Genomic DNA, 23,504 nt, shown 5'->3' with positions numbered 1-23,504 from the left:
GCTCAGGAGTCTGAGCCTTGGTCAACCATGGAAAAGGTTTTAAAGCGTATCGTGCCACCAGTCTTTAACGATCAAGATTTTCTGATTACCGATTACGGAGCTATCGGAGACGGGATCGTTAATAGTAGTATGGCCATTCGGAGAGCTATTGACGAATGCAATCGAGCGGGTGGCGGGCGCGTCGTTATACCTGCCGGGAAGTACTACACCGGTCCCATCTATCTCAAAAGTAATGTCAATCTTCACCTGCATAAAGACGCTACGTTGCTCTTCTCTACCCATCCGGATGATTATCTGCCATTGGTTCAGACCCGTTGGGAAGGCGTTGATGCCATGAACTACACACACTTATCTATGCCTATGGCGAGCGGAATATAGCTATTACCGGAGAAGGTACACTCGATGGACAAGCAGCCAAAGCAAACTGGTGGCCCTGGAAAGGTAGAAAAGCCTATGGTTGGAAAGAAGGGACACCCAACCAAACCGATAAGGATAAAAGAGCCGCTTTGTTTGATATGGCGGAGCGAGATGTGCCCGTGGGTGAAAGAAGATTCGGGAATGGTTACTACCTTCGTCCCCAATTTATACAACCCTATCAATGCCAGAACCTATTGATTGAAGGCGTCACGATACTGCGTTCTCCCATGTGGGTAATCCATCCGGTGTTGTGTAGCAACGTAAGTATTATAGGCGTAAAGGTTTTAAGCGATGGGCCGAATACCGATGGCTGTGATCCTGAATCCTGTAAGGACGTGTTGATTAAAGATAGTCACTTTGATACGGGCGATGACTGCATTGCGCTTAAGTCCGGACGCAACCGTGACGGTAGAAGACTTAATATACCTTGCGAGAATGTCGTCATTCAGAACTGTACTACGATAAACGGCCATGCCGGTATTGCCTTGGGAAGTGAGATCTCAGGAGGTGCCCGGAACGTCTTTATCGAAAACTGTAAGATCTCCAAACCGATGTGGGGAATCCGAATTAAAACCAGCTCAATGCGGGGTGGCACAATTGAAAGTGTATATATGCGTAATATCGAAATAGACAAAGTAGGGCATGAAGCGATTATCTTCACCATGCTGTACGAGGACAAAGGTACGAATATGCCTACCATAAAGGATGTTTATATAGAGAATCTCGTAGCTAAGAATGGAGGTAAGGGCGGTATCTTTATAGAAGCCTATTCCGAATCTCCGATAAAAGACATCTGTTTCTCAAATGTAAAGATCGATAATACCATTACACCTTTGAAACTGGAGAATGCGGAGAATATAAAGTTCCAATCTACCTATATTAATGGTAAAGAAATCCGTGTCAGTGGAAAGGGCCAACGCATAACCATTGGCCCTAATAATTAAAGAGTTCTCGTTGTGAAGAACGATGTTGCATTCTATGTACTTCGCAAGTATACAAAGCGCATAGAATGCAAACAGCCACTCAATAAACGTGTCTACTTGATAATAGCTACAAATCCGCCGCGGGGGAGACAATCGATACTTATATGCTCTTCTGAATCCTCTATTTGCACGTTACTTTTTATGCTAAAGCTTTTTTGTTCGGTTCCATCCTGGATTAAAGTCATTGTTTTAGGAGAGCCGGTTAAAAAAACGGGTGTGAAACTCAGTGTTCTGCTCTCGTTCGTTCCGTTGAGGCCTCCAATATACCAGGTATCGCCTTTGCGCCGGGCGATAACCACATCCATACCCGGGTAGCCGGATAAGAGCTTTGTGTCATCCCATGCGGTGGGTAGTTCCGAGAGGAATGCTTTTACTTCATCGGGGAGGGCATAATAGGTCTCCGGACGATCGGGCATATGTTGCAAAGCCGATTCGAAAACTACAGGAAGCGCCAATTCGTGTCCATGGGATGTGATGTGGGGGTGTTGAGAATCGGAGAAGGTTCCCGGCGTGTAGTCCATCGAACCAATTACGTTGCGGGTAAAAGGTAAGGTTGCATTGTGAGCCGCTGCCCGTTCGGTTAAGATAGGCCGATTGTTATACCATTCGGAACCGTATACAGCTTCTACCGTCATCAGATGCGGGTAAGTTCTTTGCCATCCGCGGGGAATCGTAGCGCCGTGAAAGTTAATCATCAACTTATATTTTGCGGCATCTTCCAGCAGATCCATATAATAATTCATCATCTCAGCACCGTCCACGGCAAAGAAGTCTATTTTTATTCCCGCAACACCCATCTTGTGGAGCTGCGCATATTCTTTTTCCCGGTTCTCTTTACTGTTCAGGCGATCTAATGGTCCGGGAGCACCTGGGCCAATCCAACTCGTTCCCGAATTGTACCATAACATCGGCTTTACTCCTTTTGCCTCGGCATATTGAATGGCGTCCTGAACGGTTCCTCCATTTTCCATGACATCCCATTCCCAATCGATCAGGTTATACGGCCAGTGCATGTTCGCAGCCAGATCGATATATGCTTTTACTAATTGGAAATCTTTTGAACCATGGTTGTGCGCCCAATAAATCCATGCCGAAGCACCCGGAATAATCCAGTCTGTATTCTCTACCTTGCTTGGTTCTGAGACGTCCGTAACCAGTGTAGATTCAACGATGTCGGCCAACGAACCGATAATGAGCACCCGCCAGGGAGAAGTGAACGTTTGATTAAAAGCTACTTTTTCGTCGGGCATACGCACTTGGTATTGGTCGGGTTGGTCGCCATTGTATAGTCTGGAACCACTATTACCATGCTGGATATTAGCTTCGGTGATGAGTACGAAAAGTGAGTCTTGTGGTTCAAGCAGAGCTGGGTAACCCCAAATATGTTTTTCTTTTGATTCTCCGTTGGTTGCCAATGGGAAGAATCCTTCATAATCGTTGGTATATGTTTGCATCCATCTGTTTACCCCATCCGGAATAGGGTATGAGGTGAGTTCGGTGGTTACAAATGTGGGTTTTGTTTCTACGTCTTCAAGCAGGTAACGGAAAACAACACCATCATTATATGCCCTGAAAGCAATCTTCAGAGTTTGTTTATTCTCATTTTCAAATTGATAGACTCTTTCAATACCCTTGTTGGTGCAATGGCTCCGTTTTCCTGTTATCATTTTGTAGTTTTCGCTAACAGCTTTCGGAGGTGAAACAGAAACCAAACGGAGGTTATCTGCAAAGCGTTGTTGTTCAGTACACAGTCCGAGTCCGGCTTTTGAGAATATCTGTTTCTTCGATTTACCTTCCAGGTAGTTTATACTAAAGTAAGCCTGCCCCTGTTTTTTATTAGGCGAGTGTTCTGTATACACTGATACACTGATTTTTCCGTTCGGGGATACGGTGTCTTTTGTTGGTGAACAAGAGCAAGTCGTTGCCATGCTTAATGCAATGGCAGCTATTGCGAGAGATTTCATTTTTTTATGTAACATGTTATTTAAAATAGAGTGTTATCGTATGCTTTGACTTTGTCAGTCTTGACTCAGTCATTCGTTCTGTGCACTACAAACCTGCATTAGTTTTCCTGAATAGGTTACAGTTTGGGTTGGGGTAGATGCTTTAACTCCTATTCCTTGCTGGGGACTAACCACCGTGATATTCAATATCAGATCCTTTTTCATGCCGGTAAACGAACCTTTACGGTCACTGATTTCCAGTATCTTCTCTGTATCTTTCCATTTCAGTTGGAAGGTAGCAGATTTCCCCTTCTCATAGTTATAATTGTCGCCTTCGTCTTCGTATACCGTAAACGTAGCATCGGCTCCGGGATAAATGCGTATTTCCCACGGCTTATCCGTGTTCTCGGAAGTATATTGTTTCTCCGGTCCTAAAGGAAGTATCGAACCGGCTTTTACAAACAAGGGTATTTTCCCTAATGTAACGTTGACCTTTACAGACTGTCCACCATTCATGTTCTCACCACTCCAGAAATCAATCCAACCTTCGGTATGTTTGGGTAGGTAAACATTCCACTGCTTTACTTGCCCTTCTGTAACAGGGGCTACAAGTAAAGACGGGCCGAACATAAACTCGTGCCGTTGTTCCAGAGCCTGATGGTCGGTAGGGAAGTCCATAACTAATGGACGCATCAGTGTAGATCCGGCAAAAGATACAGCAGCGGATTGCGAGTAAATATACGGTAACATCCGATATCGTAAATTAAGGTATTGAGTCGTAATACGTTCTACTTCTTTACCATATCTCCAAGGTTCCGTCTGGCTCATATATCCATGAACGCGCAGTAAGGGGAAGAAAGTGGCCGTCTGAAGCCAACGTAAAAACTGTTCGTGAAACTCCGTGTTGGTGTATTGGTTGGACGGGCGGAAGAAACCACCGGCATCATACGTCCACCAGGGAAGTCCGGTAGCCATCTGACTCAATCCTCCGGCAATCTGACGGCGTAACGTTTCCCAATCGTGCCCAACATCACCCGACCATGTGGCAGCAGCATAGCGCTGCATACCTGAGAATCCGCTGCGGGTAAGTATGAGTGCACGCCTGTCAGGATCATCTTTGCGCAGGCCCTCATACACCGTTTTGTTTACATACATGGGATAAACGTTGCGGAGAAGTTCACCGGGCATACGGCCGCTATTGATCCGGCGATTTTGCAGGTCGTCGTTCTCTGGCTCTGTGGCATCTTGCCACCAAGCGTCTATGTGATACGCCTTCAAGAGCTTCTTACTGAAATTCGACCAATAAAAGGCAGCAGCTTCCGGATTGAAAAAGTCCACCCATTCACTTTCGGGAATATAATACCCTTTTGCCGAGACTTGTTTTCCTACTTCTGAATTCGGATCGATTTTGGACCATACCGAAACCATTAGCCGAATATTCATATCATGAAGCTCACGAACCATTCCGACCGGGTCAGGATATCGTTCTTCGTCAAACCGCATGGCATTCCAACCGTGCTTTCCCCAGTATTGCCAGTCTTGTACAATGACATCGATAGGTAGCTTCCGCTGACGGAATTCGCGAGCGTTCTCAAGCAATTCCTGTTGTGTGTTGTAACGTTCGCGGCAATGAATATATCCTAAGCTCCATAAAGGCATCATGGGTGCGGGGCCTGTCAGTTCCCGGTAACTGCCGATAACCTCATCAGCTGTACCCGCGAATACGGTGTAATCTAATGCTTGCGCAACAGGCGAGCGGAAAGCCGTTTGGTCGGTCACTTTGTGCCAGTACAATATTGGCTGATCTTTTTGGTCTCCCTGGACTTCAATCTCATGCTTTCCTTTTTGCATCTCGATGATAATCGAAGTGGTTGGCGGTAGCCATATATTATTCACATCTATTACATTCTGTCCATCAACGGAAAGGTAATGCTTCCGTGCCATTCGTTGACCAACATCCAATAAAAGGGAATAATGTCCCTCTTCGGGGATCTCCATAGAGGCTGTGAAAGCGTTTATTTGTCTAACCTCGCGTTTATTCCCACTTGTACTTGTGGCATCTACTGTGAGTGTTTCACTTTTATTCGGTATGGGGGCTAACTGTATAGACTGATCTGAGGGGTTAAAGTCTGTGAGCCCATAATTGTTCCAAAGTAAGCCGTAGCCCTTGCTCGAAAGGACAAACGGGATAGCAATCTGAGTATTTACCTGCGTCAGTCGTCGGCTAAGCCCTCTGATATTCAAATAACCATCTTGGAATTGCCCTGTACCATACAGGTATTCATCTTTGGGAGACAGAAACTGTTGTTCAACCTTGTAAGTTGGTGTTCCTTGTATCGTAGAACTCTCCATAAACCGTCCTCCTGCCTTTTCCTGCAACAGTACGCGACCGTTTGGGTCTTTAAAGGTAAGCGTTTCTTTGTGTTTATCGAATACAACAGAAAGACGCTGCAACCTGAAGGTAATTTCCTCGCTGGTTTCCTTTATCGTGTATTTAGGGCTCTGCACATTTTCTGTGTAGATAAGTTCTTCCAAGCGGGTTGAGCCCTGTTGGAAGAACTGAACGCGCACCGAATTCTGATTCAACGGTATAAGCGAAAGTTTGCCTTCAGGTAAGTCAATAATTAGTTCTTTTCCGGTATCTTTATAGCTACCGGATGTCCAAGAGGCGTGAAGTAACAATATACTCCATAATAGTAATAGAACTATTCCTTTGGAGATTATTTTCATAGCTTTTTATTTAAAGATTAGCTGAGGGGTTCGAAGATTATTCGGCAAACATCCAATAGTCAAAAAACATAATTTCAGTATTTACATTGCCTTTAAATACGAAATAAAGGTCGTGTATGCCTGTTGTTTTCTGAATATCGATCGTTTTCACCTCCCATCTGTCGCTCCCTCCTGTACGGGGAACTCCTACTGTGCCAATTAATTTACCATCCACACTACCAAGTCGGATCTCCATTGTTATGGGGTTGTTATGAGTTGTACCTAATCTGGCTGCGAACTTCTCGGCTCCTTTGTTTCTAAAATCAACATCGCGGACTTTGATGTATGCCCCATCGTGCATAGCCGTAACAAATACGCCCACTGTTTTATTTTGGGAAGCTTTCACGCCTTCCGACCAAGCGATGGTTTCGGCCTCGTTTTGAACATACGGGTTCACAACTCCAACCCCTTTAACGATACCCTCCTTGGTCATCTTAAGCGGTTGAATGGAACCATCCGCATTGAATTTAACCTCGTCAACACATACCGAACGGGTGAAGCCGCTTCCACCAGGTAAATCACCATTGTGATAGAAAAGGTAGGTTTTACCTCTGAAGTCGATTATGCCCGGATGATTGGTGAAGCTTTTTCCCTCTGTGGGCATCAGTACTCCCCGGTACTTCCACGGCCCGGTAGGGCTTTTGCTGGTCGAATAGCCCAAATGCTCGGGAATAGGACCGCCAGCCCATAACAGATAATACAGATTCTGTCGTTTATACAACCAAGGGGCTTCTTCGTATAATGTGTTTCTTTTAGGGTCGTTATCGCGTTTTCCGAAACTCTCCGTTGTCATTGGAATACTTACGATCTCTCCTTTATAAGAGATCATGTTTTCGTTCAGCTTTACATAGTAGCAATTGGGATTTCCCCAATACAGATAAGCTTGCCCGTCGTTGTCGATAAAAACTGTCGGGTCAATATCACCCGCTTTTGTTTGTACAAGCGGCTTCCCTAACGGGTCATAGAATGGTCCATAAGGGCTGTCTGCTACCGCTACACCTACCGCAGGACTGTTGTTCTCTTTATTGATCATCGGAACGTACATATAAAACTTACCATCTCTTTCAATGCATTGAGCTGCCCAGGCATCGCCTTTAGCCCAACTAAAATCCGAGAACTTCAATGTAACACCGTGGTCTGTCCAGTTTACCATATCGGTTGTAGTGTACAGTTTCCAGTTGTTCATGGTAAACCACGTTGAGTTGTCCTCATCGTGAGACGTGTATAGATAGAGTTTGTCATTGTATACCATCGGAGCCGGGTCGGCCGTGTACATCGTTTGTATAATTGGGTTTTGAGCCCGACATACGTTTCCGGATATAACGATTGCAAATAGGGCGGGAATAATCAGTTTCTTCATGTAGCTTTTCTTTAATGATTCTTTTCTTTATTATTTATATGCTGTGGTTTCAATACTTGTAACACTAGAGTTTAACTGTAATGGATTTGCCGGTATAGATAACCTCTTTCATTGGATTTACGCTGCCGGGTTCGATTAAAACAAGTCTGAATTTACGTTGTTGTAACATACCTTTATACTGGCCTTTTCGATTCCCGATGGTGAGTGTGTTGGAAGAATCTTTCCACGTAATAGGTATTTCCGTATATTTCCCCTGTTCATAATTATAATTATCAAATTCATCTTCATAGAATGTAAATGAACCGTTTGCACCTTTGTATATGCGCAGCTCCATATCATCCCACTTTTTCTCTGTCGCGTATTGTACTTTAGGCCCGATAGGTAAAATACTACCGGCCCTGACGTATAAAGGAATGATATCGATTGGTGTTTCCTTGTTTATCGTTTGCCCGCCTGTTTGCTTTTCATGGGTCCAGAAATCGTACCAATCACATCCTTCCGGTAGATATACTTTGCTGGATTTTATTGATGAGAAATCTTCAACACGGATGGAATCTTTCCCATTAACCTGGATTTGGGTATACATAGGCTCAATAACGGGGCATACTAACAGTGATTTCCCAAACATATACTGATCGTTGATATCCCATACCTTTTTGTCGGATGCGAAATCCATGAATAAGGCACGGATCATACTTGATTGATGAGCCGATACCTCCCATGATGTAGAATAGATATAAGGCAACAAGCTGTAGCGCAAGTGAATGAACTTTTCAATAGCATCATAAACAGGTTGTCCTTTTGCTCCGAACTGATATATTTCGCGCGGAGCATCGGCACCATGTGAACGCATCATCGGAGTGAATGTGCCAAATTGCAACCATCTGGTATAGAGTTCCCGATAATCGGGGTCGTTTAGTTTCCGGGGATATTCCCATAGAAAGAATCCACCTATATCACTGTTCCAATGCGGAATACCACAAAGAGAGAAGTTAAGACCGGCAGGAATCTGTTTCCCAAGTACTTCCCATGTAGAAACCACGTCCCCTGTCCAAGTATTGGAACCATAACGTTGTTGTCCGGCAAAGGCCGAACGGGTGAGGATGAACACGCGTTTGTCAGAGGATGTTGCCCGTTGGTGATCATATACACCTCCAACAGTCATTAGCGGATAAGCGTTTCGTACCTTCCGGAATGAGCCCAGATACGTTTGAGTATCCATATCTTCCGCCTGCTGATCTAAATGATCCGGTTCCGTGGAATCCATCCACCAACCGTCCACTCCGAGTGAAAAAAGGCCTTGGTTCAAGTGCTTCCAATAAATATCACGTGCTTCAGGATGATAAGGGTCATAGACGCGGACTCCCGAAGGATAGTCGGGGTTAGGTGGCCAGGTGTCGGTGCCTGCTTGTGGCCATGTCTTGAAATTGAAAAGCATTCCTTTCTCGTTGAGTGCTTTATAAGGTTTGGTGTGAGGGCCAAAAGACGACCATATCGATATGACCATATGTGCATTCATCCCGTGAATGTCATTCAGCATCTTTTGGGGGTTATAGAACTCACCATTAAGGAATTCCATTGCATTCCACAGATAATTGTTGCCCCAATATTGCCAATCCTGAATAATTCCGTCAAGAGGAACACCAAGCTCGCGATACTTTTGTACGACCCCTACGATCTCATTTTGAGTTTTATAGCGCTCTTTGCTTTGCCAATACCATATGTCCACAAGGGGAACATGGGGACTTCTCCTGTTAGGCTCCGCATCTGAGCTATAACGCCATCGGCATTCTTGCCATACATGAAATAATAATCGATACAGTCGCCTACTTCCGAGTCAAAAGATGTTTCTTTTTCATTATCCAAGAAAAGGGTAGGCGAATAATTATCCCAAAAAACGCCATATCCTTTTACCGATTGAAAGAAGGTTATCACGTCTTCGGTATTCCCTTGAATAAGATACTTCCGCATATTGCGTTGTACCATCTTTCCATTCTGCAATTGTCCTAATCCGTAAATTGCTTCATCCGCATCTAATACAAAAGGCTGATATACCTTAAACGTATTTACTCCTGCATCATTAACGGCTGTAAATTGAGGGCCTGAGTCTTTTTCGGTAAATAGCGCTTGGCCTCCGGTTGTAAAGAAAGACACCGCACCGGATGTCGTGTTCACATCGACCTGGATAGCATGGCTTTTCAATCTGATGTGGTCACCGTTCTGTTTAATAGCGAAATCAACAGGTTGAGGTTCGGCTATTACAGACAAACTTTTTTTAGTGTAACTATACCCCTGAGGGGCTTTCAATATTCGAACTGTTGAGGCATTGTAGAACTGTATTTCAATAGCTACACCATTAATATTGGTTGTTATTCCGGATGTAGTTTTGTCAAAGCTCTGGGCATAAAGTTGTATGGCCAGAAGTAGAAAGGAGAAGGATAAAAAGATCTTTTTCATAAGCTATGTATTAGAATTCGGGTTTAATGCTTCATTATGAATCATAAGCTTTTACTTCAAAACAGTATTAGCTGGAAATAGTAAGCCGGAGGCGAGGAGGAAAGATCAATGTAGGTCACCTACAGCCCTATTGTTGTCGCCTTTGACGATCATGATCAAGGTGTTTTCTGGTAATGAATACGGGTAGCAGGATCGTTCGGACTTTTCTCATGATGCCTCTCGTTATATTAGTGAATTAAGATTGTGCCGTACAGAAAATAGAGCGTTCTGTCTTTCTGTACTCAAATGGCTACACAAAAATAGGCTATATATGTTTTGTTTTACAATATTCAGGTTACAGATCCTTTTTTGCATGTTACATGTTTAAAGGTTTTAACTTATTTTAAAAACGGTTCAGCCAATTAAAACCTTTTCAATGCATTCAATTTCACCAAGTTGGCAAATAAAAGGAGTTATGGTGTTGAACTTGCTATTTCTTATATTAGATCAGACACTCTATTGGCTTCAGAAAGCTTTTTGTTATCAATGATATGCAAAGACAAATTCATAAACTGGGTAGGATTATTGTATGCATACATCTTGAAATGTGAATGGAACTGTTAAATGTTAACAGGAAAGTCTCGAATTGTTAATCTCGAATCGATACTATTAAACCGTGTTATTTTATCGTTCGATTTGGACTGAAAATTTCCTAATATCCAGAAAGATCGTACATTTGCAATGTGTTTTTCATAGTATTAGATTTAAGGTTAACAAAGATTGGCTGTCTGGGATAGATAGCCTTTTTTTATGCCCGTACATTTCGTTCCTTTTTGCACGCCGCACCCTATCCGGGTAGTCGTTCTCCGTTCCTAATTTCATCAGCGGGCCTCGTATGTTGTAGCTCCTATGATACCGAACGAATCAAATCCTTATTCTGCATGCATTATAATGAACGAACATTACCGGGATATTAAGCCCATGAAGCAATGCTGTCAGTGAAGCGACATTTTTTTAACTGCTTCAGGATACGTTGCGGAACATTTGCCAAGCGTCCCCCAAGTTACAGCTCCATAGCGATAGCTGGAATTTGATATTTATCTAGCGCATTGTAAAGTTATTATGCAATAATGTTGTCTCCTTTTGCATGGTGCCAGTCTATATAATTCAATTGGATTTGAACGAAATCCCACTGTACCTCCTTGGGCATTGCCAATACCTTATCGAATACTTCAATATCCCCGTGAAAAGACCACCCTAGGTGACGAATTTGCCCCGCTTCTAAGTTCTTAATCAGGAAGTCAAGCGTACCATTGCTAATGTCGTGTTCGTTAAAATGTTTCAAGCCGCTGGCTCTTATGGAGTAAAGCAGATAGTAATCGACATAGTCCACCGGTTCATTGACTGCACCCCAATCGATAACCTCCGCCTCTTCATCTTTGGAATAACTGGTAGGCTAATGTATACAAGCATATCCCAACAAAGAGACTTTGTTTCCATTTCTTACGCGCGCACGTGCGCCTGATCGCGCGCGATACAATCTTAATTATTAAGAAGGGGGCGCGTTTTTTTAGTAGTAGGCCACTACTAAAAAATCCCCCCCCTCACTCTATATACAATATAAGAATAGATATTATAGAGTAAAAAGGAGGTGTTCGGATAAAAAAGGTTAAATAACCGGCTCGCGAAAGACGTTATTTTGCCCCAAAAGAGGGTTTTCAACGTATTTCGGAAGCTGCATCTGAAACGGCCTGTAATCACCTTCGAAAGTTTCGAAATCGCCGCAGGAAGCTATTCACGGTGCGGTTCGGAGCTTGCCTTCCTACTTGGCTCGTCACCTCTGTGGACGAGTAGGCGGAGCAGACGGCTTGCTCACCCGTTTATGGGAAGTGCCCGAGAAGGTACTGTAGGCGGATATTTAGACTGCTGGCACGAGTTTCTGTGAAATACGTTAAAATGCCCCTTTTTCAGCCAAAAAGACGTTTTTATGTTCTCGGAAGAATTGCATTCCTTTGCCATAGGAACTAAACGGAGCCCGCCAGATCGCTACTGACCCTGTTTAAAAAAACAATAAAAGCCAATGTCGTTATGAGTTCAAGAAATAATCCGGAAAGAGAAACAAAGATGCTTGCCACCGATAGTCGTTGCGGAATGCGTATGCCGATGATCGTGAAAACTACTTTCCGTCGTTTGGCAAAGCTTCTCGATGAGCAAAAGAAGTATTGTTTGGGGGTAAAACTAGCCTTGTTTCCGGGCAGAACAATACTTGTTTGCACGGAGGTGTTTGTACGTCCATCTACAAATTCGGTATCTTCTTCTCATTTTTTTGGAGAGAAGGAAACAAATCTTTAATTTGCACATTATTTCAGATATGATTATGAGAGCTAAACGACTCACAATTGCCATACATACCTTAGTCTGGTTATTGTTGCTGGTTATTCCCTATATTTCAACGGATCAGGTTTTTAATTCATTAGATCCTGCTTTTGATGTTAAGTATCTGCTGCTCTGCTTTACGATCAGCGGTGTGCTGTTGATAACCTTCTACTTCAACTATTTCGTTCTCATTCCCAAGTTGCTGGTTTCAAGAAGAAACGGACTCTATATCCTATGCCTGCTGTTGATGATAGCCGCTGTATTGGCTCTCTTAGGTGCTATCTTCTTCTTTTCGGATTTCAGTCCCCAAGGCTTGATGGAGATCGATCCGATTGTGGAAAAAATCATTCCGGTCATTATGGTCAATGCAGTCGCGTTGTGGCTTTTGGCGATTGGTTCGTCTATCTTATGGACGTTTTATAATCGGCTCAAGCAAGCGGAACACGAAAGGCTTTCCGCTCAAATAGCGTCTCTCAAATCGCAGATTAATCCTCATTTCCTATTTAATACACTAAATAATATTTACGCTACCGTGATCGACAGCTCCCCCAAGGCAGCTGATATGATCGATAAGCTTTCGGAGATGATGCGCTACACGATGCGAGATACGCAACAGGACTTTGTGTTGCTTGAAGACGAACTAAATTACATCAATAATTATATAGAGTTGCAGCGAATGCGTTTGGACAGGAGCGTGACGCTGGAATATAGCTGTGTCGAGCCGGTGCCCGACTTACAAATTGCGCCTATGTTGCTGATCCCCTTTGTTGAAAACGCGTTTAAGCATGGGGTAAACTCAGAGCAGAAAAGTCACATTCAAATAGAAATAATGATGAATAAGCACGAACTCCGGTTGAGTGTGACGAACAATAAAGTGAATATTCAGCAGAATATGTATGAGAAAAGCGGGTTAGGCATTGAGAACACGAAGCATCGGTTGAATTTAATTTATCCTTCCAAGCATTTGTTGGTTATCAATGACACCGAAAAGCAGTTTCTGGTCTCTTTATACATCAATCTACTATGATACATGCAATAGCCATCGATGATGAACCGTTAGCGCTTGTCGTGATTAAGTCTCTGTGCGAGAGAAGCAACGGTGTTAATCTGCAAAAGACATTTACGCAACCTAGCGAAGCACTCCGGTATTTACATAAATATCCGGTCGATCTAATCTTCTGTGATATCCAGATGCCGGCTATGAGTGGGATTAACCTAGTGAAAGCCTTGCCACAAAAAACAATGGTGATTTTCACTACGGCTTACAGCGAATATGCGGTGGTTAGCTATGAGTTGAATGCTATTGATTATCTACTTAAACCGATCAACCTGAAACGGTTCACGCAAGCGATATCCAAAGCGCAGGACTATTTTGATTACATCAATAAGCGAGGTGAAAATACGGATGAGAACATATTCGTGCGTGCCGATTTTAGCTTGGTGAAGATTCCTTTGGCCGATATTCTATACATTGAAGGGCTGGCCGACTATCTTAAAATTCACATTAAAGACCGGAAAACGATTGTCGCCCGGATGTCTATGAAGGATATGATGGAGAAATTAAACTCGAAGGATTTCATTCGGGTACATCGCAGCTTCATTGTTCCGTTCAGTAAAATAGAGTCTGTGAGAGGAACCACGCTGGTTCTTGGCGACAAAGAGTTCCCCATTGGCAGAACTTATGCCGATGATTTTCTGAATCGTTATTCTTCTTAAAACACCTTGACGCAATCATGAAAGACCCCAAACAACCCGTTATCCCAGTTCATCATATGGATTCCCTATCTCCCCTCGGCATCGAATTCGGTTATGCGGAGATGACGGATGACTATGAGAAAATGATGCTGCAATCGAATAAAAATACGATTCATCGGGATGATTATTATCTGTTTCTGTTTTTAAAAAAGGCATCGGCTGTGTTTATGCTTGATTTTGAAGAAATACAGTTGCAGGAGGATTCCATAATCTTTATTCGTCCCGGGCAGGTACACTTTGCCCCTTCCGTCCAAGGTGCAGGCGGATGGTTGCTGGCTATTGATGCAACGCTGGTTGATAAAAAATATAAAAACACGTTTGAAGGGCAACTTTTCACACAAAGACCGATCTCGTTAGACGCACCCGTTGCTGAGAGACTGGGACAGACCGCCCATCTGCTGCGTGCGATTCTGCAAGCCAAACAGACTGCATTCAGCAATGACCATGTTTTAAACTTGGCAAACGTGTTTATCGGTATTATGGCAGAGCAATATGCAGAGCAGCCAGACAGTTTGCAGCAGAACAAATCCCGAGCTGCATGGATCGCTTTTCAATTCAGGGAGTTGTTGTCGGCCAACTTCAAAACGCTTAAAAGCCCTTCCGACTATGCCCAAAGGCTCAATTATTCACTTTCGCACCTGAATGAATCGGTCAAGAATATCACCGGATTTCCGGTAAGCTACTGGATTCATCAGCAGGTGGTATTAGAAGCAAAACGCCTGCTCTACCATACCGATTTGAATGTGAAAGAGATCGCTTTTGCCTTGGGTTACGAAGATCATACCTATTTCTCCCGCTTATTTTCAAAAACAGTGGGGCTATCGCCTGCTACATTTCGACGGAAAATCCACGAATAGTCCAACTCCTTCCGTCTTTTCGCTATTTCCTACCCGGCTGTACTCCTGTAATTTTGCAGGCGTAACAAAGAACTTGTTGCGTTGTATGAAATTTGATTATAATTGCCTGTTAGAAAATGACTACCTATATTATCATTGCAAGTGTGCTTTTACTCTTTTTTACGCTCGGATACTTTAGACATAAACGTGCCAGAAGCAAAGTTGTCAACGTTGTGGACGAGAATTGTACCCGGTGTCAACGCTGTGTGAAAAAGTGCCGTCGGAAGGCCCTGGAGGTTGTGAACACCGAAGCCGGACGGCGCATTGTATTGAATCCGAACAAATGTACCGCCTGTGGAGATTGTCTTGCTGTATGTAAATTCAATGCATTGGAAATCGTTAGTCGCGGGCAGATGGAATCGTCTGCCACTCCTTTAGTGTGACTTGGTGGAATGCGACGCTTGAAAAGGCCGCATTAACACCCCGCTTGCTTGGATAGAACTGCGTTCTTCGCATAAATCCGCCCCTTCTTCTCAGAAATTTTCACCGTTCTGTTATTGCTCTCATATTTGCATCGTAATTATACTTGACGATATGAATATGAACTCTAATAGATAAACCGGATGAAGACAACGATTTTGTGTGTGCTATGGCTCTTGACAACTGCATTGACTGTTTACTCGCAAGAAAAATTCACGTTAAGTGGCACTGTTGCCGATCAGGCTAATAATGAAACGCTGATTGGTGCGAGTATTCTTATTTCCCAGGCAAGAGGCGGTTCTACGGTTACGAACTCCTACGGCTTTTATTCCATCACACTACCCAAAGGAGAGTATGACGTCCTCATCAGCTATGTGGGCTTTGAAACGATTCAGGAGCGTATCTCACTGACAGAAAGCATGACTAAGAACTTTTCGATGGTTGAAAAAAGCGCAACATTAGGCGAGGTCGTGATCACTGTTGATGAGAATAAAACCCGGATTTTCAAACCGGAGATGAGTGTGAACAAGCTGCCCATCAGTACGATAAAGAAGATGCCGGCAGTGATGGGAGAGGTCGATGTACTGAAATCGTTGTTGCAGCTTCCCGGAGTAACCAACGCGCAAGAGGGAGCGTCAGGGTTTAATGTACGCGGAGGTTCGGTGGACGGGAATCTCGTGCTGCTCGATGAAGCGGTGGTTTACAACACTTCGCATCTATTCGGATTCTTCTCCGTTTTCAATTCCGATGTGATTAAAGACCTGAAATTATACAAAGGAGGTATTCCGGCCAATTTCGGCGGTCGGGCTTCCTCGGTGTTGGACATCTATCAGAAAGAGGGGAATAATAAAGAATATCACGTGAATGGTGGTATCGGGCTGATCGCCAGTCGGCTGTTGGTTGAAGGGCCGATCGTGAAGGACAAGAGCTCTTTTGTCGTGGCGGGAAGAGGAACCTATGCGCATCTGCTCCTGAAGTTGGCTGACGAACCGAACTCAGCCTATTTCTATGACTTGAACGCCAAGCTGAATTATCGATTCAACGATAAGAACAACCTTTTCATCTCCGGATATTTGGGTAATGACGTATTCGACATGAATAAATCTCTGGTGAACAATTATGGCAACATCCTTTTCAATACCCGGTGGAACCATATATTTACGGATAAGATATTCTCGAATATGTCGGCCATTTATAGTGATTATAACTACGGGTTGAAAATCAAATTCGCAGGCATCGATTGGAAATCCAATGTGCGCAATTATAATTTCAAGTACGATTTCAAGCATTATCTGTCAAATAATTTAGTCCTGAACTACGGTCTGAATTCGATCTATTATCAGTTTAATCCGGGTACAATCCGGCCTTTCGATGAAACGTCCGGGGTGTTGCCCGACCAGATCGCGAAGAAAAACGGATTCGAGAATGCGCTGTATATTAGCGCGGAACAAAAGCTTACCGATAAGTTGGCTGTTAGCTATGGACTTCGGTATAGTAACTTTCAGCGTTTAGGCAAAGAGGAGGTAAGCACGTATGAAAATGGGCAAGCTGTGGTCTACAATCCAGAGTTCGGGATTTATGAAGAGGGGGTACCGACGGGAACAATCAGTTACGGCAAAGGGAAATCGATGGCCAGTTTTGGCAATTTCGAACCACGCTTGGCGATCGCTTATGCCTTGAGTGATGATAAATCACTGAAGTTGAGTTACAATCGCATGAGCCAGTACATCCACTTAATATCCAATACCGCATCTGCGACACCGCTTGATATCTGGGCACCGAGTGATAAGTATCTGAAACCTGAGATAACCGATCAGGTAGCATTGGGTATATGCAAAACTTCGCAGGTGATAGCTATTCCTTGGAGGTGGAAGCGTTCTATAAGACGATAAAAAACAAAGTGGATTATATCGATGGAGCCGAACTCGTTGCCCATAAAGCTATCGAGAGAGTGTTGCTGAATGGTAAAGCGCGTTCGTTTGGCTTGGAGCTGATGGCGAAGAAGAATACCGGAAGATTGACCGGCTGGCTCTCTTATACCCTTTCTAAAGCCGAGCAACAGACTCCCGGACGCAATGCCAATGAACCGGGTATCAACAACGGGAAATGGTATCGCGCTAATTATGATAAACTGCATAACTTATCGGTTACCGCTGCTTATCAGCTACATGCGAAATGGTCTTTGGGCGGGACTTTTACCTTTCAATCGGGCAAAGCCGCTACATTTCCTACCGGCAAATACGAGTATCAGGGAATTACGGTCGCAAACTATGGTACGCGAAATGCGAATTCACTCGCCGCATATCATCACTTGGACTTATCGGCAACGTATACACCAAATCCGAATAAGAGAAAAGGATGGCAGGGTGAGTGGGTATTTAGCCTCTACAACGTCTACAATCGAAAGAATGCGGCCGCGTATAATTTTGGTCAGAACGCGACAAGCGGACTTAGTGAAGCGAAAAAACTGTCGATCTTCGGCATCATTCCCGGCGTAACCTACAATTTCAAATTCTAAGCGAACAGACCTTTTTATTAACTTATAAAAGATAGATAAGATGAAAATAGTACATACAATTCTGTTGGCAGTGATGGTGCTGTGCCTGTCCGGATGCCACGAAGAGGTTATCGATGTTGATCTGAGTACGGCCGAACCGCGATTGATTATCGATGCGTCTGTGGATTGGACAAAGGGAACGTCCGGTAATCAACAGAAGATTAAGCTAACCACTACGACGGGCTATTACAGTAAGGAGTTCCCCACCGTTTCAGGGGCAGCGATTACGGTGACGAATACAAAGAATACCGTTTTTGACTTCATCGAGACTTCCGGTAAGGGAGAATATAGCTGTACCGATTTCGTCCCCGTTATTGGAGAGACCTACTCGTTGGCTGTCACCCTGAATGGAGAAACCTACACGGCTACGGAGACGCTGATTGGTACACCCCCGATTGAAGAGACCATCGAGCAGAATAATAAAGGTGGTATGGCGGGTGATGAAATCGAAATCACCTATTACTATCAGGATAACGGTGCGACGTATAATTATTATCTGTATAGTGTGGCGATGCGACATGTCATATTTCCGCAGTATAGCGTTGAAAACAATGAGAAGAACCAAGATAGCCTGACGCCTGTGTATTACTCACATGAAGATTTGGAGGTAGGTGATGTGGTCAATCTGAAGCTGTACGGAATCTCAAAGAGATATTATAACTACATGAATAAAATCCTGTTAGCTTCCGGCAATGACGATCGCCCTTTCCCGACAACGCCTGCGGCTGTTCGGGGCAACATCGTGAATCAGACGAACAATGAGAATTTCGCTTATGGGTACTTTCGGCTGTCCGAAGTGGATGTTAAGGAGTATACCATTCAGAAATAAGAGAGACTGATGCTTATGGAAATGTCGCATAACAAACCGTTCAGTCGCCGCAAGTTTGTGTCTGTGGGGCTATCCGCTACGCTCGTTGTCTTAGTAATCACGGCCATTGTGATTCAGATTTTTGAAGCGCTGGAGATCGATTTCTTTATTCATCTGTTCACGGTGATTCATATTTTCACGGGACTTACTTTTACCGTCCTATCGGTCTTGCATACCATGCTGAACTGGCAGTTGCTGCGAGGCTATTTTCAAACCAGACGTTTGGGGGTGCGTCGGGAAACGATTGGGGCTTTGCTGTTGACACTTGTAACAATTCTGACAGCTGTTCTCTTCGTTTGTTTGGTAATGGATTAACCCCGAATGATTTATTAAACATGGCCGACTCTCAAAATGTAAGTTTTTAATTAGAAACTTTAAATCCGTATAATTCCTCAAAGTGTTTTTGTATATTTGCGCTATATGTTCAACTATGAAAAACAAAGTGATGATCCATAAAGTACGGTTAATCTTTCTGCTATTAATCTTAATCATACCCAACTGTATCGCGCAACCCCATTTGGATGAACTGTCATTCAAACAGTTCTCTACGTTTAACGGTTTGCCAAACAATATGGTGCATGAAGTCTATCAGGATCGGGATGGCTTAATCTGGATAGCTACCTTCTACGGCCTTTTCCGGTATGATGGGTATGAAGTGCGTACCATCAAATCGAATTTATATACTCCGGGATTACTGGTCAACAACAATGTGCTTTGTATCAAAGAGGACTATTCGCATCGGCTTTGGATCGGAACTCATGAAGGGCTTTGCGTGCTTGATAAAAAGACGGGGCTGGTTCGGAAAATGAAACTGGAAGGTGTCCGGCGGCATCGGTTGAATCAGGTTCATGTGACGAAGGATAATAAAGTCTATCTGGGTATAGTCCGTGGAATAGCTTGTTACGATGAGGCACAAGATTCTGTTCGGTTGATGACGCCCCAGAATTGCCAAGGAGATGTGCCGGAACTGGTCAATATTCAGGCATTCGTAGAAGATACCAACGGTGATTTGCTGATTGGTACGTGGGAAGATGGGCTTTATCGGTATATAGCTAAAGAGAATCGGTTTATCCACTATCGATTGGGTAAGCTGAAATCGATCCTCTCCTTATTTCTGGATTCCAAGGGGAGGGTGTGGATTGGAGGTAGTGGTACGGGTTTGCATCAGGCCAGTTTCTCGACGGATCATGAAAGCGTTACCCTCAAAACCTACAAACACGACTCAGCAGATAAAGCGTCTCTATGTTCTGACTATATCTACTCGATGGATGAAGATCTGCAAACCCAGTCTCTCTGGCTTGGCACGCGCAACGGGCTGAGTCTTATGGATAGTAACCAAGAAGGTGTGTTTCGGAACTATCAGGACTCAGGAACGGAACAGAAGCTTCCGGTTCACGAGGTTAATTCGGTTCTTCGCGATAGAAACGGTTTGATGTGGATAGGTACCAAAGGGGCCGGCGTCTTTCATGCGGATACGCATACCCGCTCTTTCCAAACGTTTCACACCCATAACGCTAAGACACTCTTTACCGATTATATCTCTACGCTTTATGTAGAGCCGAACGGAGCGATCTGGGCAGGCTTCGGCTATGGGGTAGATTACTATCAGGGTGATAAAACTCAAAATGTACTGTCAACGCTGCGTCCTTATCATATATCGTATAGCGAATCCACGCAGGAAATCCTGCTGGCTGCTCACGATGAGGGGGTAATAACCTGTCGGGATGGGAAGGTGATTCATCAATACAAAATGAATAACTGCGGTTTCATCCCTCATAACCTGGTGTATATGGTGCATGAAGACCGGAAGGGAAACTGGTGGTTGGGTACGTATACAGGACTTAGCGTGCGTTATAAAGACGGTCGCTCTTTCTGTTTCAATCAGTTGGAAGAGGCCGACGAGCTTCTGAGCAAGGAGATTACTTGTATCTTGGAAGGACGTGACGGCAGTTTGTGGTTGGCTACCAATAATAATGGAATTGTGCACGTGACGGGCAATATGGAGCAACCTCATACGCTTCGTTGCAAGAATTACTGCATCGAAAACGGGCTGTTGCCGGTCAACACACCCCTTTGCTTTCTGTTAGACAAGCACGGACGTATTTGGGCCGGTACGGAGGGTAGCGGACTCTGTCTGTATAATCCGGAGAGCAACAGTTTCGCCTCTGTTCATCAAAAATATAACTTACCCGGCGATATGGTGGGAAGTATCGAAGAAGACGGTCACGGCAATCTCTGGGTGGGAACGAATCAGGGGTTGGCCCGGTTGAAATTATCGGAGTATGAGGAGGCAAAAGTTCGCATATTCACCGTAGCCGATGGCTTGGCGGATAACTTCTTTAATAAGAACGCGTCATGCTATCGCAACGGTCGGTTGTACTTCGGTTGTAGTCGGGGCATCGTGAACTTCAGTGAGGATATGGCTGAAACGAATAACTATGATCTCTATTTATGCATTACGGATATTCTATTGGATGGTAAATCATTGGAGCAGATCGCTGAAAAACAACGGATGAAAATAACGCCGTTCACTTCGGACTTTACCGAGGAACTGACGATCCCGGCGATGTACAGCAACTTCACAATCCGTTTTGCATCGTTGACGTACAATATGCCGCAGCAAAATAAGTATGCGTATCGACTGCGTAACTTTGATTCCGACTGGCAGTATGTGGATGCCGATCGCCGAAGTGCCTATTATTCTAACCTGAGTCCGGGGGCATACACCTTTGAGGTTCGCGCTACCAATGAGAATGGCGACTGGGGTGAACCACGGACAATCAGCATCTTGGTCGAACCTCCTTTCTGGGCTACTTGGTGGGCCTATCTCATCTATCTGCTGGTCTTCGGTGCTATCCTGACGATGGTCCTTTATGAGGTACGCCGCCGGTTGATGTTGCGCAATCGACTTCATTTGCAGGAGTTGGAAACCTATAAGGTTCAGGAACTCAACCATGTTAAATTGCAGTTCTTTACCAATATCACGCATGAACTGATGACTCCGTTGACCATTATCTCTGCGACGTTGGATGAATTGAAAGAACAACTCCCGAAATTGAATGAACTCTATTATACGATGGATATTAACGTGCAACGCTTGATTCGCTTGTTGCAACAGATCCTTGAGTTTCGGAAGGCAGAAAGTGGCAACCTGCAATTGCGTGTGGCCAAGGGAAACATAGCCTTGTTCGTACGTCACGAGGCGGAGAGCTTTGAACCACTGATTCGGAAACGTCAGCTTCACTTCTCGGTGGTATGTGAACAGGAGATTATGGAAGCCTATTTTGATCGGGATAAACTGGATAAGATTCTCTACAACCTGCTTTCTAATGCGGCGAAATATAACCGGAAGGATGGATTTATCCAGCTTAGTGTAAAGTACGCTTCGGTAAAGGGCTTTGCGCTTATTACGGTGAAAGATAATGGGAAAGGCATTTCCGCAGAGCGTCAGAAAACGCTTTTCCAACGCTTCTATGAAGGAGATTACCGCCAATCGCATACCATCGGGACGGGTATCGGCCTCTCTCTGGTGCGTGATCTGGTCAATTTGCACCGGGGAAGTATTTGTGTAGAAAGCGAGGAAGGCACAGGTACGCAGTTCTCTGTGGAGATTCCGATCGAACGGGAAGCGTATAAAGATGAAGAAATTATCGAGATCATTGAGGAGGTAGCTGTGAAAGACCCGATAGCGGATCGCACCTTATACGAAGAAACTCAAGAGGTGAAAAAGCAATATACCGATGAAACACCGTGCATACTTTTAGCCGAAGATAATGAAGAACTGCTTGCTGTCATGGTTCGACTGCTGAGTCGTGAATACCGCATCCTCCAAGCTCCTAACGGGCGGGAAGCACTAACGATAATCAAAGAAGAGGCGGTCGATCTGGTCGTTTCAGATGTGGTTATGCCCGAAATGAATGGATTGGAGCTAACTAAGCTCATAAAAGCGGATATAGAGATTTGCCACATCCCTGTTGTTTTACTTACAGCCAAGAGTGCTGAAGAGAATCGGAACGAAGGTTATACGGCCGGAGCGGATGCCTATTTGACGAAACCCTTTAATCTGTCCGCGCTCCATGCCCGTATCCAGAATCTGTTGAAGACGAAAGAACGTGTAGCTAGTGATTTCAAGAAGCAACTGGCTTTTGAGATTAAGGACTTGCACTATACGGATATGGATGAGAAATACCTGCAAGATGCGATTGACTGTGTGAATCGGAACCTGAGTGACCCGAGTTTCGATGTGCCTCAGTTTACGACTGAAATGGCTACCAGCCGTACGACTTTGCATCGGAAGTTGAAGTCGCTCACCGGACTAAACGCAACCGGCTTTGTACGTAATATCCGACTGAAAGCTGCTTGCAAGATTATGGATGATAATAAAACAATCCGCATCTCGGAACTCGCTTATGCGGTAGGCTTTAATGATCCGAAATATTTCTCTATATGTTTCAAGAAGGAGTTTGGTATGCTACCGACGGAATACATCGAGAAGTATGCGGATACCTAATTGAAAGGTAACCAGCCCTCAATCTGATCAAGTTGACGCATGTCTCTATGCCTGAAATGCGATAAAGAACATGTGTCAACCTATAAGGAACATACTTCAACTCTCATTTGGATTTAGCAAGCTACATTTGCCGCTGTTAATACGAAAGTCTGAATTGAAAGCAGGTAGCGGGAAAAATAGTTCGCTGCTTTTACTGCTTTGGACAATCATACGC

The 23,504-nt window shown here is 44.2% G+C and carries 16 protein-coding genes and 1 pseudogene; 12 read left to right on the top strand and 5 right to left on the bottom strand.

Annotated features, from left to right (window positions below; translation table 11 throughout):
- Positions 1 to 27: 27 nt before the first annotated feature.
- Both JCM10512_RS23010 and JCM10512_RS23005 read left to right on the top strand, forming a co-directional pair.
- Positions 28 to 378, top strand: a complete 351-nt coding sequence (locus JCM10512_RS23010) for a glycosyl hydrolase family 28-related protein (protein ID WP_052517075.1) — start codon at positions 28 to 30, stop codon at positions 376 to 378.
- A 137-nt stretch (positions 379 to 515) separates the two neighbouring features.
- Positions 516 to 1,361, top strand: a complete 846-nt coding sequence (locus JCM10512_RS23005) for a glycoside hydrolase family 28 protein (RefSeq protein ID WP_200869087.1) — start codon at positions 516 to 518, stop codon at positions 1,359 to 1,361.
- Positions 1,362 to 1,453: 92 nt separating this feature from the next.
- On the opposite strand, the gene JCM10512_RS01795 is transcribed toward JCM10512_RS23005, so the two are convergent.
- From JCM10512_RS01795 to JCM10512_RS01775, 5 genes and pseudogenes are all read right to left on the bottom strand, one after another.
- Positions 1,454 to 3,364 (bottom strand): glycoside hydrolase family 97 protein, encoded by a 1,911-nt coding sequence (locus JCM10512_RS01795; RefSeq protein ID WP_244436825.1) that lies wholly within the window; start codon positions 3,362 to 3,364, stop codon positions 1,454 to 1,456.
- Positions 3,365 to 3,433: 69 nt separating this feature from the next.
- Positions 3,434 to 6,073 (bottom strand): glycoside hydrolase family 31 protein, encoded by a 2,640-nt coding sequence (locus JCM10512_RS01790; RefSeq protein ID WP_044159818.1) that lies wholly within the window; start codon positions 6,071 to 6,073, stop codon positions 3,434 to 3,436.
- A gap of 37 nt (positions 6,074 to 6,110) precedes the next feature.
- A complete protein-coding gene (locus JCM10512_RS01785) occupies positions 6,111 to 7,472 on the bottom strand; it encodes a glycoside hydrolase family 43 protein (RefSeq protein WP_044159816.1) in 1,362 nt (453 codons plus the stop codon).
- 64 nt (positions 7,473 to 7,536) lie between these two features.
- A pseudogene (locus JCM10512_RS01780) lies at positions 7,537 to 9,929 on the bottom strand (glycoside hydrolase family 31 protein).
- Between the two features lie 1,099 nt (positions 9,930 to 11,028).
- Positions 11,029 to 11,301, bottom strand: a complete 273-nt coding sequence (locus JCM10512_RS01775) for an aldo-keto reductase family protein (protein ID WP_148298226.1) — start codon at positions 11,299 to 11,301, stop codon at positions 11,029 to 11,031.
- Positions 11,302 to 11,996: 695 nt separating this feature from the next.
- Between JCM10512_RS01775 and JCM10512_RS01770 the strand changes: the two genes are divergently transcribed.
- The 10 genes from JCM10512_RS01770 to JCM10512_RS23300 all read left to right on the top strand — a co-directional run bounded on the left by JCM10512_RS01770 (position 11,997) and on the right by JCM10512_RS23300 (position 23,290).
- Positions 11,997 to 12,260: a hypothetical protein gene (locus JCM10512_RS01770; protein ID WP_044159812.1), complete on the top strand. Its 264-nt coding sequence runs from the start codon at positions 11,997 to 11,999 to the stop codon at positions 12,258 to 12,260.
- Positions 12,261 to 12,285: 25 nt separating this feature from the next.
- On the top strand, positions 12,286 to 13,311 hold the full coding sequence (locus JCM10512_RS21125; RefSeq protein WP_158332171.1) for a sensor histidine kinase: 1,026 nt from the start codon (positions 12,286 to 12,288) through the stop codon (positions 13,309 to 13,311).
- Positions 13,308 to 14,000: a LytR/AlgR family response regulator transcription factor gene (locus tag JCM10512_RS01760; RefSeq protein WP_044159810.1), complete on the top strand. Its 693-nt coding sequence runs from the start codon at positions 13,308 to 13,310 to the stop codon at positions 13,998 to 14,000. Before JCM10512_RS21125 ends, JCM10512_RS01760 begins: the two co-directional genes overlap by 4 nt.
- Before the next feature lie 17 nt (positions 14,001 to 14,017).
- Positions 14,018 to 14,896: an AraC family transcriptional regulator gene (locus JCM10512_RS01755; RefSeq protein WP_081741193.1), complete on the top strand. Its 879-nt coding sequence runs from the start codon at positions 14,018 to 14,020 to the stop codon at positions 14,894 to 14,896.
- A 116-nt stretch (positions 14,897 to 15,012) separates the two neighbouring features.
- Positions 15,013 to 15,318: an ATP-binding protein gene (locus JCM10512_RS24525; RefSeq protein ID WP_081741192.1), complete on the top strand. Its 306-nt coding sequence runs from the start codon at positions 15,013 to 15,015 to the stop codon at positions 15,316 to 15,318.
- Positions 15,319 to 15,498: 180 nt separating this feature from the next.
- On the top strand, positions 15,499 to 17,247 hold the full coding sequence (locus tag JCM10512_RS01750) for a TonB-dependent receptor (protein WP_200869086.1): 1,749 nt from the start codon (positions 15,499 to 15,501) through the stop codon (positions 17,245 to 17,247).
- Positions 17,187 to 17,873, top strand: a complete 687-nt coding sequence (locus tag JCM10512_RS23000; protein WP_200869085.1) for a TonB-dependent receptor — start codon at positions 17,187 to 17,189, stop codon at positions 17,871 to 17,873. Before JCM10512_RS01750 ends, JCM10512_RS23000 begins: the two co-directional genes overlap by 61 nt.
- A gap of 40 nt (positions 17,874 to 17,913) precedes the next feature.
- Positions 17,914 to 18,741 carry a DUF4249 family protein gene (locus JCM10512_RS01745; protein ID WP_044159808.1) on the top strand — a complete coding sequence of 276 codons (828 nt, stop codon included), beginning with the start codon at positions 17,914 to 17,916 and terminating at the stop codon, positions 18,739 to 18,741.
- A gap of 9 nt (positions 18,742 to 18,750) precedes the next feature.
- Positions 18,751 to 19,095 carry a hypothetical protein gene (locus JCM10512_RS01740; RefSeq protein ID WP_044159806.1) on the top strand — a complete coding sequence of 115 codons (345 nt, stop codon included), beginning with the start codon at positions 18,751 to 18,753 and terminating at the stop codon, positions 19,093 to 19,095.
- 115 nt (positions 19,096 to 19,210) lie between these two features.
- The gene (locus JCM10512_RS23300; protein WP_044159804.1) at positions 19,211 to 23,290 is read left to right on the top strand and encodes a two-component regulator propeller domain-containing protein; all 4,080 of its coding nucleotides are present in this window, start codon (positions 19,211 to 19,213) and stop codon (positions 23,288 to 23,290) included.
- Positions 23,291 to 23,504: the final 214 nt, after the last annotated feature.

Origin of the sequence: Bacteroides reticulotermitis JCM 10512, from assembly GCF_000517545.1 — a bacterium.
GTDB classification, from domain to species: Bacteria; Bacteroidota; Bacteroidia; order Bacteroidales; family Bacteroidaceae; genus Bacteroides; species Bacteroides reticulotermitis.
The sequence above is the reverse complement of the archived record's forward strand: the minus strand, read 5'-3'. Positions and strand labels throughout refer to the sequence as shown.

Excerpts from the sequence above, each read along its gene's own strand:
- JCM10512_RS01750 (WP_200869086.1), top strand. The coding sequence starts at position 15,499 with ATGAAGACAACGATTTTGTGTGTGCTATGGCTCTTGACAACTGCATTG.
- JCM10512_RS01755 (WP_081741193.1), top strand. The coding sequence starts at position 14,018 with ATGAAAGACCCCAAACAACCCGTTATCCCAGTTCATCATATGGATTCC.
- JCM10512_RS24525 (WP_081741192.1), top strand. The coding sequence starts at position 15,013 with ATGACTACCTATATTATCATTGCAAGTGTGCTTTTACTCTTTTTTACG.
- JCM10512_RS23010 (WP_052517075.1), top strand. The coding sequence starts at position 28 with ATGGAAAAGGTTTTAAAGCGTATCGTGCCACCAGTCTTTAACGATCAA.
- JCM10512_RS01795 (WP_244436825.1), bottom strand. The coding sequence starts at position 3,364 with ATGAAATCTCTCGCAATAGCTGCCATTGCATTAAGCATGGCAACGACT.
- JCM10512_RS23005 (WP_200869087.1), top strand. The coding sequence starts at position 516 with ATGGCGGAGCGAGATGTGCCCGTGGGTGAAAGAAGATTCGGGAATGGT.
- JCM10512_RS01760 (WP_044159810.1), top strand. The coding sequence starts at position 13,308 with ATGATACATGCAATAGCCATCGATGATGAACCGTTAGCGCTTGTCGTG.
- JCM10512_RS01790 (WP_044159818.1), bottom strand. The coding sequence starts at position 6,073 with ATGAAAATAATCTCCAAAGGAATAGTTCTATTACTATTATGGAGTATA.
- JCM10512_RS01745 (WP_044159808.1), top strand. The coding sequence starts at position 17,914 with ATGAAAATAGTACATACAATTCTGTTGGCAGTGATGGTGCTGTGCCTG.
- JCM10512_RS23000 (WP_200869085.1), top strand. The coding sequence starts at position 17,187 with ATGCAAAACTTCGCAGGTGATAGCTATTCCTTGGAGGTGGAAGCGTTC.
- JCM10512_RS01785 (WP_044159816.1), bottom strand. The coding sequence starts at position 7,472 with ATGAAGAAACTGATTATTCCCGCCCTATTTGCAATCGTTATATCCGGA.
- JCM10512_RS01740 (WP_044159806.1), top strand. The coding sequence starts at position 18,751 with ATGCTTATGGAAATGTCGCATAACAAACCGTTCAGTCGCCGCAAGTTT.
- JCM10512_RS23300 (WP_044159804.1), top strand. The coding sequence starts at position 19,211 with ATGAAAAACAAAGTGATGATCCATAAAGTACGGTTAATCTTTCTGCTA.
- JCM10512_RS01770 (WP_044159812.1), top strand. The coding sequence starts at position 11,997 with ATGAGTTCAAGAAATAATCCGGAAAGAGAAACAAAGATGCTTGCCACC.
- JCM10512_RS21125 (WP_158332171.1), top strand. The coding sequence starts at position 12,286 with ATGAGAGCTAAACGACTCACAATTGCCATACATACCTTAGTCTGGTTA.